Annotated in this window: 12 protein-coding genes; 7 read left to right on the forward strand and 5 right to left on the reverse strand. The window is 68.9% G+C overall.

The features are described from left to right. Positions 1-118: 118 nt before the first annotated feature. The 3 genes from IEY14_RS24340 (at position 119) to IEY14_RS24350 (ending at position 2,953) form a co-directional block, all read left to right on the forward strand. A complete protein-coding gene (locus IEY14_RS24340; protein ID WP_188913203.1) occupies positions 119-2,152 on the forward strand; it encodes a polysaccharide biosynthesis protein in 2,034 nt (677 codons plus the stop codon). A 205-nt stretch (positions 2,153-2,357) separates the two neighbouring features. Then, complete coding sequence (locus IEY14_RS24345) at positions 2,358-2,618, forward strand: CopG family ribbon-helix-helix protein (protein ID WP_188913205.1); 261 nt, start codon at positions 2,358-2,360, stop codon at positions 2,616-2,618. After that, positions 2,618-2,953, forward strand: coding sequence for a type II toxin-antitoxin system RelE/ParE family toxin (locus IEY14_RS24350; protein WP_188913207.1), 336 nt, complete (start codon positions 2,618-2,620; stop codon positions 2,951-2,953). Before IEY14_RS24345 ends, IEY14_RS24350 begins: the two co-directional genes overlap by 1 nt. 73 nt (positions 2,954-3,026) lie before the next feature. Here IEY14_RS24350 and IEY14_RS24355 read toward each other — a convergent pair whose 3' ends face one another. The 5 genes from IEY14_RS24355 to hisB are packed head-to-tail and all read right to left on the reverse strand — an operon-like array spanning position 3,027 to position 6,537. After that, positions 3,027-4,034 (reverse strand): NAD-dependent epimerase, encoded by a 1,008-nt coding sequence (locus IEY14_RS24355; RefSeq protein WP_188913209.1) that lies wholly within the window; start codon positions 4,032-4,034, stop codon positions 3,027-3,029. Beyond that, positions 4,031-4,768: a 1-(5-phosphoribosyl)-5-[(5-phosphoribosylamino)methylideneamino]imidazole-4-carboxamide isomerase gene (hisA, locus tag IEY14_RS24360; protein WP_188913211.1), complete on the reverse strand. Its 738-nt coding sequence runs from the start codon at positions 4,766-4,768 to the stop codon at positions 4,031-4,033. Before hisA ends, IEY14_RS24355 begins: the two co-directional genes overlap by 4 nt. Then, positions 4,768-5,424, reverse strand: a complete 657-nt coding sequence (gene hisH, locus IEY14_RS24365) for an imidazole glycerol phosphate synthase subunit HisH (protein WP_188913212.1) — start codon at positions 5,422-5,424, stop codon at positions 4,768-4,770. Before hisH ends, hisA begins: the two co-directional genes overlap by 1 nt. Further along, the gene (locus IEY14_RS24370; protein ID WP_188913215.1) at positions 5,417-5,932 is read right to left on the reverse strand and encodes a DUF2628 domain-containing protein; all 516 of its coding nucleotides are present in this window, start codon (positions 5,930-5,932) and stop codon (positions 5,417-5,419) included. Before IEY14_RS24370 ends, hisH begins: the two co-directional genes overlap by 8 nt. Continuing rightward, the gene (gene hisB, locus IEY14_RS24375; protein WP_188913217.1) at positions 5,929-6,537 is read right to left on the reverse strand and encodes an imidazoleglycerol-phosphate dehydratase HisB; all 609 of its coding nucleotides are present in this window, start codon (positions 6,535-6,537) and stop codon (positions 5,929-5,931) included. Before hisB ends, IEY14_RS24370 begins: the two co-directional genes overlap by 4 nt. Before the next feature lie 157 nt (positions 6,538-6,694). Between hisB and hslV the strand changes: the two genes are divergently transcribed. The 4 genes from hslV to IEY14_RS24395 form a co-directional block, all read left to right on the forward strand. After that, positions 6,695-7,261, forward strand: a complete 567-nt coding sequence (hslV, locus tag IEY14_RS24380) for an ATP-dependent protease subunit HslV (protein WP_188913219.1) — start codon at positions 6,695-6,697, stop codon at positions 7,259-7,261. Positions 7,262-7,337: 76 nt separating this feature from the next. Then, positions 7,338-7,847: a hypothetical protein gene (locus IEY14_RS24385; protein ID WP_188913221.1), complete on the forward strand. Its 510-nt coding sequence runs from the start codon at positions 7,338-7,340 to the stop codon at positions 7,845-7,847. A gap of 123 nt (positions 7,848-7,970) precedes the next feature. Beyond that, positions 7,971-8,900, forward strand: a complete 930-nt coding sequence (locus IEY14_RS24390) for a substrate-binding domain-containing protein (RefSeq protein WP_188913223.1) — start codon at positions 7,971-7,973, stop codon at positions 8,898-8,900. Between the two features lie 57 nt (positions 8,901-8,957). Then, positions 8,958-10,344, forward strand: a 1,387-nt coding sequence (locus IEY14_RS24395) for a HAMP domain-containing protein (protein ID WP_188913226.1), incomplete at its 3' end; no start/stop codon positions are given.

The raw sequence follows: 10,344 nt of genomic DNA on the forward strand, positions 1-10,344 counted from the left end.
ACGGAGGCGGCGCTTAGACCTATGGTTGAGAGCGACCGACGGACGGAAACGTCATCATGGCGACGCGCGGGGGCGCGGACGCGAGGCCGGCGACGAGAGGGGTGACGACGGAATGCGCATGCCGCAGATCAAAGCCGGCTCCGGCCGCATGCTGCTGCTGCGCGGTATCGCGCTCACCCATGATGTCGTGGTCGGCGCGCTGGCCATGCTCCTGTCGCTCGGCCTGCGCCTCGGCGACGAGCGGTTCTGGCTGGGCATCGACGGCTATCTCGTCACCAGTCTCGCCTTCGGTCTCCTCGTCGGCGCCATCGGCTTCACGGTCGGGCTCAATCGCGGCATCTGGCGCTATGCCTCGCTGCCCGAACTGATCTCGGTGATGAAGACCGCCACCGTCTCGGTGCTGCTCTTCGTCTTTATGCATTTCCTCGTGGTGCGCCTCGACAATCCGATGATCCCGCGCTCGACGCCGGTGATCACCTGGGCGCTGCTCGTCGTCATGCTGGCGGCGCCGCGCGCGGCCTATCGCTCCTATCGCAACCATCGCGACACGGTGCGGCTCGGCCGCGCCGCGCGCCAGTCGGCCAAGCGCGTGATCCTCGTCGGCGCCAGCGACAATGCCGACATCTTCCTGCGCATGGTGAGCGAGCAGATCGGCTCGAACTACGAGGTGCTCGCCATCCTGGACGAGCGCGGCCGGCGCGTCGGCCGCTGGATCCGCGGCGTGCCGATCGTCGGCACGCTCGACCGGCTGCCGGAGATCGTCCGGCGCTTCGAGGAGGAGGGGCAGCGGCCGGACGCCCTGATCCTCACCCGCTCGCGCGAGGATTTCGAACGCCACGCCTCGATCGACGAGCTGATCGAGCTCGCCAGCGTCGAGGGCCTGCCGCTGCTGCGTCTTGCCGACATGCTGGACATGCGCGACGTCGCCGCGCCGCCGGAGATCCGGCCGATCCGCCTGGAGGACCTGCTGCAGCGCCGACCGCTGCGGCTCGCCAACCGCGACGTTTCCGAACTCATCGCCGGGCGCACGGTGCTGATCACCGGCGGCGGCGGCTCGATCGGCTCGGAACTAGGCCGCCAGATCGCGGCGCTGAAGCCGGCGCGGCTGGTGATCGTCGATGCCAGCGAGTTCGTGCTCTTCGAGGCGGAAAGCGCCCTGAAGCGCCTCGCGCCGCAACTCGAGGTGCGCGCCCTCATCGGCAATGTGCGCGAGGCGGCGACGGTGGACCGCATCTTCGCCCGCGAGCGCCCGCATGTCGTCTTCCACGCGGCGGCGCTGAAGCATGTGCCGATCGTCGAGGCGCAGCCGCTGGAGGGCATGTTCACCAATGCCATCGGCACGCGCAACGTCGTGCGCGCCGCCGTCCGCGCCAGGGTCGGCGCCATGGTGATGGTCTCCACCGACAAGGCGGTGAATCCGACCAACGTGATGGGCGCGACGAAGCGCCTCGCCGAGATGGTCTGCCAGGCCGAGGACATCGCCGCCGGCACGGAGGGCACGCGCTTCGTCACCGTGCGCTTCGGCAATGTCCTCGGCTCGGCCGGCTCGGTCGTGCCGACCTTCGAGAAGCAGCTGGAAGCCGGCGGGCCGCTGACCGTCACCCATCCCGAGATCGAACGCTATTTCATGACCATCAAGGAAGCCTGCTTCCTGGTGCTCGAAGCGGCGGCGCACGGGCTGGCGCATCGGGCGGAGCGGGGGCGCATCTTCGTTCTCGACATGGGGCGGCCGGTGAAGATCGTCGAACTGGCGCGCGACGTGATCCGCCTGTCGGGCCTGCGGCCGGACTCCGACGTGAAGATCGTCTTCACGGGCCTCCGGCCCGGCGAGAAGCTGACCGAGGAACTGTTCGATCCGGCCGAGACGTTGTCGCATACGGCGGTGGAAGGCCTCCTGACCGCCTTTCCGCGCGCCATCGAGGCGCCGCTCGTCGCGCGCATCCTCGACGAGATGCAGCGCCATATCGAGGCGGACGACGCCGCCTCGGCGCTCCGCCTCCTGTCCGGCACGGTGCCGGAATTCCGCCCCGGCCGCGAGGCGCTGGCGCTGATGGGCCCCGCCGCGCCGGTCCCCGGCCTCGAGCCGCGCGACGGCGGCACGATCCTGTCCCTCCCGGGCCTCAAGCGCGGCGAAGCGCCGGAACAGCCCTGAACAAAGCCCGAGAGGCAGCGGCGGCGGCCACGAGCGCCATCGGTTCTGGTCAGCGCCAAGGACATGCCCTGATTTCGTTGCCGACCAGAATGCGTCGCCGACCGATCGTTGTGGGATCGCTCCGGCTCGGCCAGGGCGCGACGTCCCGAGTTTGACCGGCTGCTCATAGAAGACTACGTTGTATTACAACGTGGAGCTTTTTTTGATGAGCAAGCGCGAGCTTTCCGACCCGATCACGTTGCGCATCCCCCTCGATGTGCTCGAAGCGGTCGAGACCATCGCAGAAACGAGCGAACGCAGCCGCAGCTGGGTGATCGTCCGCGCGTTGCGGCTGTATCTCGCCGGGGAGGGGGAGGAGATCCTCGCCGTGCGACGCGGCCGCGAGCAGATCGCTGCCGGCGAGGTCCACGAGATGGACGACGTGTTGCGTGAGTTGGAGGTGATCGTGGCCGGCAAGGCGGCCTGATGCGCGTCCGTCTCTCCGAGGATGCTCGGAGATTTCTGCGTGCCGAGGCCGAGTATCTGCGCCGCCGCAATCCGTCCGCGGCGCACCGTTTTCTCGAAAGCATCCGGCTGGCGAGAACAAATCTTGCCGAGTTCCCGCTGATCGGCGCAACGGCTTGCGACAGTCTCGTGCCCGGGAGCCGGCGTCTCGTCGTCGGACCCTACGTCCTGACTTACGACGTCCGCGCCGAAACCGTCGAGGTCGCGGCCATTCGCCACGGCCGGATGCAGGATCCTGGTCCGAAAGTCGAAGACGACTTCGATTACGAAGCGGAAGCGTCGATGTCCCGGCCATAGTCGTAGCCGAGGGATCTGGGCCTTCTTCCGCGACGCGCCGCCGCCTTGGTCGGCCTGTCCCGAAGGGCGCGGTTCAGAGCCGGTAGAATTCGCGGAACCAGGCGACGAAGCGGGGAATGCCCTCGGCGACGGTGGTGGTCGCCCGCCAGCCGGTGTCGCGCGTCAGCGGCTCGGTCTCGGCGAAGGTCGCCGGCACGTCGCCGGGCTGCATCGAGCGCATGATCATCTCGGCCTTGCGGCCCGTCGCCGCCTCGATCGCGCCGATGAAGTCGAGAAGCGGCGTCGGCTGGCTGCCGCCGATATTGTAGAGCCGCCAGGGGGCGTCGGAACTCGCCATGGCCGGCGCCGCGCCGCGCCATTCGGGATCGGGCGCCGCCGGCCGGTCGAGCGCGGCGAGGATGCCGGTCGCGATGTCGTCCACATAGGTGAAGTCGCGGGCATGCCGGCCGTGATTGAACACCTCGATCGGCTCGCCCGCCAGGATCTTCCGGGTGAACAGGAAGGGCGCCATGTCCGGCCGGCCCCAGGGGCCGTAGACGGTGAAGAAGCGCAGCCCCGTGACGGGCAGGCGGTAGAGATGGGCGTAGGAATGGGCCATCGCCTCGTTGGCGAGCTTCGTCGCGGCATAGAGGCTGAGCGGATGGTTCGTCGCCTGCGCCGTCGAGAAGGGCATCGCCGTGTTGCCGCCATAGACGGAGGAGGAGGAGGCATAGACGAGATGCTCCGCCCCGCCATGGCGGCAGCCTTCGAGGACGTTCAGGAAACCGGTGAGATTGGTGTCGGCATAGGCATGGGGATGGGTCTGGCCGTAGCGCACCCCGGCCTGCGCGGCGAGATGGACGACGCGATCGAAGCGCTCGGCGGCGAAGAGCGCCGCCATGCCGTCCCGGTCGACGATGTCGCCCTCGACGATGCGGATGTTCGGGAAGCCGGCGAAGCGGCCGAGGCGCGCGCGCTTCAGGCCGGGATCGTAATAGGCGTTCAGATTGTCGAGCCCGACCACCTCGTCGCCGCGCGCGGCGAGGCGCAGCGCCGTCTCGCAGCCGATGAAGCCGGCCGCTCCGGTGACGAGGATCTTCACGCCGCCCCCAGGAGCCGCAGCGCGGCGGCGGGGTCGACGCGGCCGTCGTAGAGCGCGCGGCCGGAGATCGCGCCTTCGAGGATCGCGGCGTCCGGCGCGGCGAGGCGCTCGATATCGGCGAGGGAGGCGAGGCCGCCGGAGGCGATGACCGGGATCGGCACGGCCTTCGCCAGCGCGATCGTCGCGTCCCAGTTGACGCCGGCGAGGATGCCGTCGCGATCGATGTCGGTATAGATGATCGCCGCGACGCCGGCATCGGCGAAGCGCAGCGCGAGGTCCGTGGCGGTGAGATCCGAACTTTCCGCCCAGCCTTCCACCGCGACGCGGCCGCCACGCGCGTCGATGCCGACGGCGACGCGGCCCGGAAAGCGCTTGGCCGCCGCGCGCACCAGATCCGGGTCGCGCACCGCGACCGTGCCGAGAATGACGCGGGCGAGGCCGAGGTCCAGCCAGCGCTCGACATCGGCCATGGTGCGGATGCCGCCGCCGAGCTGCACGCGCATCGCCCCGCCGACCGCCTTCAGGATCGCCTCCACCGCCGCCCCGTTCACCGCCGCGCCGGCGAAGGCGCCGTCGAGATCGACGACATGGAGATGGCGGAAGCCGGCGGCCTGGAAGGCGGCGGCCTGGGCCGCCGGATCTTCGTTGTAGACGGTCGCCTGCGCCATGTCGCCGAGCTTCAGGCGCACGCATTCGCCGCCCTTCAGATCGATCGCCGGAAAGAGAACGGGCATCAGGGTTTCCAGGTGAGGAAGTTGGTGAGGAGGGCGAGGCCGAGGCGCTGGCTCTTCTCGGGATGGAACTGGGTGCCCGCCTTGTTGCCGGCGGCGACCATGGCGGTGATCGGCCCGCCATAGTCGGCGCTGGCGAGGACGTCGTCCGGGTTGCGGGCCGCCAGATGGAAGGAATGGACGAAATAGGCGTGCAGGCCGTCCTCGCCCGTCGGAATGCCGGCGAGCAGCGCATGGGGGCGCCGGACGGCGATCGTGTTCCAGCCGATCTGCGGGATCTTGAGCGCGGGATCGGCGGGCACCATCGGCTCCACATCCCCCGCGATCCAGCCGAGCCCTTCGGTGATCGTCTTTTCCAGCCCGCGCGAGCTCATCAGCTGCATGCCGACGCAGATGCCGAGAAAGGGCCGGCCCTTCTCTTCCACCGCCTCGCGCAGCGCCGCCGTCATGCCGGGAACGGCGTCGAGCCCGGCGCGACAATCGGCATAGGCGCCGACGCCGGGCAGGACGACGCGGTCGGCCGCTGCCACGGCCTCCGGCGCGTCGGTGAGAAGGATGCGCGTCGCGAGCCCCGCCTCCCGCGCGGCGCGCTCGAAGGCCTTCGTCGCCGAGCGCAGATTGCCCGAGCCGTAGTCGATGATCGCGAGCGTCTCAGCCATGGTCGCGGCTCCCGGTGCGGCTGAACCAGCCGCCGCGCCGGCGCGGCGCGGCGCGCGGCGCCCTGTCGGCGAAGCCCCAAGGATAGGCGGCCTCGCCGGGCTCCGCGCCGTGCGGCTTGCGGCCGGCCCGGCCGGCGACGGCGTGATAATAGTAGACGGCCGCCTCTTCGGCATTGGCCGCCTCGAAGGCCCCCGTCTCGACATAGCGCTTGCGGCGCAGGCGCCAGCCGCGCAGGCGCGGGCCCTCCAGCGCGACGAGAAGGCCGAGAAGCGCCAGAAGCGCCGCGGCGAGCGGCGTCGCCCCCTGGCGCGCCAGCCAGCCGAGGCCGCCGGAGGCCAGGAAGACGACGAGCCCCGAGACGAAGAGGCCGTAGCGCAGGAGCCAGATCCAGGGAAACAGGAAGGCCCAGACGGAAAAGGCGTCGCGCACGAAGACGGCGTTCTCGCTCGGTGTTCCCGGTGCCTCGCCCTGGCCGGGCGGCGGCTCGAACACGATATAGCGGGTCACGCGAGAAGGCCCTTGGTCGAGGGCACGAGATCGGCCTGGCGCGGATCGATCGCCACCGCGTCGCCGAGGACGCGCGCCACCGCCTTGAAGCAGGTCTCGGCGATGTGATGGGCGTTGGCGCCGTAGAGATTGTCGATATGCAGCGTCACGCCGGCATTCTGCGCCAGCGCCTGGAAGAATTCGCGCACCAGCTCGGTGTCGAAGGTGCCGATCTTGTGGCGTGGGAACTCGGCGCGGAAGACGAGGAAGGGCCGGCCCGAGACGTCGATCGCGGCGCGGGTCAGGCATTCGTCCATCGCGAGGTCGAGCGAGGCATAGCGGCGGATGCCGCGCCGGTCGCCGAGCGCGGCGCGGATCGCCTGGCCGAGCGCGATGCCGGTATCCTCCACCGTATGGTGGTCGTCGATATGCAGGTCGCCGTCGGTCTCCACCACCATGTCGATCAGCGAATGGCGCGCGAGCTGGTCCAGCATGTGATCGAAGAAGCCGACACCGGTGCGCACGGTCGCCCGGCCCGTGCCGTCGAGATCGACGCGCACCTTGACCCTGGTCTCCTTCGTAGCCCGTTCGACCGTCGCGTCCCGTCGTCCCGCCGTCTCGCCCATCGCTCGACCCTTCACGCCGCCCCGTGCGGCGCGATCCGATTAGAACATCGGGGGGCTTGAGGGAACACCGCTTCTTGGCGCGCGCGAATCGGGCGCTTACATGGGGCCCGGAGCGTCGCCCCGCCGGGCGGCGCCGGTTTCCAGGACTGTCTTTCCCATGAATTTCGAGAAGCACGATCCGGCGACGATCTACGGCACCACGATCGTCACGGTGCGCAAGGGCGGCAAGGTGGTCGTCGCGGGCGACGGCCAGGTCTCGCTCGGCAATACGGTGATGAAGGGCAATGCGCGCAAGGTGCGGCGCATCGGCAAGGACGGGCAGGTGATCGCCGGTTTCGCCGGCGCGACGGCCGACGCCTTCACGCTGCTCGAACGCCTGGAAGGCAAGCTGGAGCAATATCCCGACCAGCTGATGCGCGCCTGCGTCGAGCTCGCCAAGGACTGGCGCACCGACCGCTATCTGCGCCGGCTGGAGGCGATGATGATCGTCGCCGACCGGTCCGTGACGCTGACGCTGACCGGCAATGGCGACGTTCTGGAGCCGGAGCGCGGCGTGATGGCGATCGGCTCGGGGGGCAATTACGCGCTGGCCGCCGCACGGGCGCTCGCCGACACGGATTTTCCGGCCGAGGAGATCGCGCGGCGGGCGATGAAGATCGCCGCCGAGATCTGCATCTATACGAACGACAACGTCATTCTCGAGGCGCTCGACGCCGAGGGGTGAAAGGGTCGCGGCGGGCGCGCGCATCCCGGCGCGCCCGTCCTCGTTTCGCGCTCATCGACAGCCATGGAGCGGCGAGATGACCGAGACGGCCGAGAAGAGCGATCCGAAGCTCTGGGAGAGGGTGAAGAAGAAGGTGACCAAGGGGGCCAAGGGCGGCAAGCCCGGCCAGTGGTCGGCCCGCAAGGCGCAGATGGCCGTCGCCGAATACAAGAAGGAAGGCGGCGGCTACGAGGGCGGCAAGGACGAAGGAAACAGCCTCCATCAATGGACCGAGGAGGACTGGGGCACGAAGTCCGGGAAGGCGAGCGGCGAGACCGGCGAGCGCTATCTGCCGAAGGAGGCGCGCGAGCATCTTTCCGAAGAAGACTATGCCCGCACGACCGCGAAGAAGCGGCGCGACAGCGCCAAGGGCGAGCAGTTCTCCGCACAACCAAAAGATGTTGCCAGCAAGACCGCTGCCTATCGCAAGACCGGTGCGGGCGCGAAGACCCGCGCGGACCTTTATGCCGAAGCGGCGCGGCGCGGGATCAAAGGACGGTCACGCATGACGAAAGGTGAACTGGAGAAAGCACTTACGTCAGCCTGATCGCCGGCGCGGTCGCAGGCCGGGGCCGGGGTGACGAAGCGCAGCCTAACGTCAGTCAACAGATCATTATCAATTGCATGAATATAAGTGGCGAGCTGACGTCGTAATACTGGCTCGATCACCATGAAACGCCTCATCGCCTCGCTCGTCCTCGCTCTTGCGGCGAGTTCCGCCCCGGCCGGCGCCACGACCGTCGGCGTGTCGATCTCGAAAAGCGACACGTTCATTAAGATCGTCAGCAAGAGCATCGAGAGCCGCGCCGCCGCCACGAGCGGGGTGACGCTGAAGCTCGAGAATGCCGATGGCGATGTCGCGCGCCAGCTTCAGACGGTGAAGGATCTCGTCGCGGCGAAGGTCGATGCGCTGGTGGTCATGCCGGTCGACGGCGATACCGGGCCGGTCATCTCCAAGCTGGCGAGCGATGCCGGCATTCCGCTGGTCTATGTCAATTCCGAGCCGGTGAACATCGATTCGCTGGCGAAGGGGCAGTCCTATGTCGGCTCGGACGAGCGCGATTCGGGCACGCTCGAGACGCGCGAGATCTGCCGTCGCCTCGGCGGCAAGGGCGATGTGGTCGTGATGATGGGCGAACTCCAGCACTTCGCCGCCCGGCGCCGCACCGACGACGTCGCCGAGGTTCTCGCCACGCCGGACTGCAAGGGCATCCGGGTGGTGGAGCGTCAGTCCGCCAACTGGTCGCGGCCGCAGGCCGAGAAGCAGATGAACGAATGGCTCCAGGCCGGCGTCAAGTTCGACGGCGTGATCGCCAACAACGACGACATGGCGCTCGGCGCGATCCGGGCCCTGAAGGCGGCCGGCTATTCGATGGACCGCCTGGTCGTCGGCGGCGTCGACGCGACGGCGGACGCGCTCGGCGCGATGAAGGACGGCGATCTCGACGTGACGATCTTCCAGAACGCGCGCGGCCAGGGCGAGACGGCGCTCGACACCGCCGTGAAGCTGGCGGGCGGCGCCGACATGCCGACGAAGATCTATATTCCGTTCGAGCTCGTGACGGCCGAGAACCTCGCGAACTACGCCGCGCGCAACTGATCGTCGCCCGAAGCCGCAAGCGCTTCGCTCCTCCTTATCCTTCCTCGAGTCATTTCCATGTTGAACAAGCTCGGCATCAGGGCGCGCATCACGCTCGGCTTCGTTCCGCTTCTCCTGTTGATGGGCTTCATGGCCTTCAACGCGGTGCGGGGCGTCGACGCCATCTCGGACCTTTTCGCCTCCTATCGCCACACGGCCGATTACGGCCTCACCATCAGCGAGATGAGCGACGACCTGCGCGTCATGCGCACCTCCGCCTTCTCCTTCATCGCCGATGCCAATCCCGAGGCCGGCGACAAGCTCCATGCCAGCCTGACGCGGATGCAGGCCAAGGGCGAGGCGCTCGCCGCCAAGGTGTCCGACATGCCGCAGCTCGTGTCGGGCCTCGCCGAGGTGCGCAAGGACGCCACCGATTACGGCGCGGCCTTCGACCGGCTGCTCGACCTGCAGCGGCGCCAGGATCTCCTGACGACGAAGCTGACGGAATTCGGACCCTGGGCCGGCATCGCGCTCGGCGACATCATGCGTTCGGCCTGGCGGCAGTCGAACACGGACGCCGCCAATTCGGCGGGCGCCGCGATGGAGCCGCTCGGCCTCAGCATGATGATGGCGGAACGCTTCCTGCGCACCCGCGACGCCGCCCATTACGACGCCGCCATGGCGGCGCTGTCGCGCGCGCTCAGCAATGCGAAGGGGCTCAACGCCTCGCTGCGCGACGAGCTTCAGCTCCAGCGCCTGAAGTCGGCTCTCGCGCTCCTCGACAATTACGGCAAGCGTCTGACCGATGCCAAGGATGTCGTCCTCGCGGCGCGCGACATCCAGAAGAACCAGCTCGACCAGATCGGCCCGCGCCTGGAAAAGAGCTTCGAGGCGCTGCAGGGCGGCGTCGTCGGCCGCCAGAAGGAGCTCGGCCCGGTCGCCGAGGATCTGGCGAGCTCGACCTCGCGCTCGACCATCGTCATCGGCTTCGTGCTCATCGGCCTCGGCATCGCCCTGTCCTACGGCATCGGCCGCCTGATCTCGGGTTCCGTTCGCGCCATGGCGGCGATGATGCAGCGTATCGCCGACGGCGATGCCGGAATGGAAGTGCAGGGCGCCGAACATGCCCATGAGCTCGGCGCCATGGCGCGCTCGCTGCGCGTCTTCCAGGAAACCGGCCGGGCGAAGCTCCAGGCCGAGGCCGAATCGGAACGCGCCCGCCTGTCGGGCGAGGCGGAGCGGCGCCGGCGCGACAGCGAGAAGGCGGAAGAGGGCGAGCGCATGGCGCATGCCTTCGAGCAATTGTCGGTCGGCCTCGACGCGCTGTCGCGCGGTGACCTGACGGCGCGGGTCGGGCAGGTCGACGCGCAATACGCGCCGATCGCCGAGAAGTTCAACGCCTCCGTCGCGGCGCTGGAAGCGACGATCGGTTCGGTCGTCGGCTCGGTCGGCACGATCCGCATGG

Source organism: Aureimonas endophytica, from assembly GCF_014642635.1.
In the GTDB taxonomy this organism is placed as follows: domain Bacteria; phylum Pseudomonadota; class Alphaproteobacteria; order Rhizobiales; family Rhizobiaceae; genus Plantimonas; species Plantimonas endophytica.

Excerpts from the sequence above, each read along its gene's own strand:
- hisA (WP_188913211.1), bottom strand. The coding sequence starts at position 4,768 with ATGCCCGTTCTCTTTCCGGCGATCGATCTGAAGGGCGGCGAATGCGTG.
- IEY14_RS24350 (WP_188913207.1), top strand. The coding sequence starts at position 2,618 with ATGCGCGTCCGTCTCTCCGAGGATGCTCGGAGATTTCTGCGTGCCGAG.
- hisB (WP_188913217.1), bottom strand. The coding sequence starts at position 6,537 with ATGGGCGAGACGGCGGGACGACGGGACGCGACGGTCGAACGGGCTACG.
- IEY14_RS24345 (WP_188913205.1), top strand. The coding sequence starts at position 2,358 with ATGAGCAAGCGCGAGCTTTCCGACCCGATCACGTTGCGCATCCCCCTC.
- hisH (WP_188913212.1), bottom strand. The coding sequence starts at position 5,424 with ATGGCTGAGACGCTCGCGATCATCGACTACGGCTCGGGCAATCTGCGC.
- IEY14_RS24385 (WP_188913221.1), top strand. The coding sequence starts at position 7,338 with ATGACCGAGACGGCCGAGAAGAGCGATCCGAAGCTCTGGGAGAGGGTG.
- IEY14_RS24390 (WP_188913223.1), top strand. The coding sequence starts at position 7,971 with ATGAAACGCCTCATCGCCTCGCTCGTCCTCGCTCTTGCGGCGAGTTCC.
- hslV (WP_188913219.1), top strand. The coding sequence starts at position 6,695 with ATGAATTTCGAGAAGCACGATCCGGCGACGATCTACGGCACCACGATC.
- IEY14_RS24340 (WP_188913203.1), top strand. The coding sequence starts at position 119 with ATGCCGCAGATCAAAGCCGGCTCCGGCCGCATGCTGCTGCTGCGCGGT.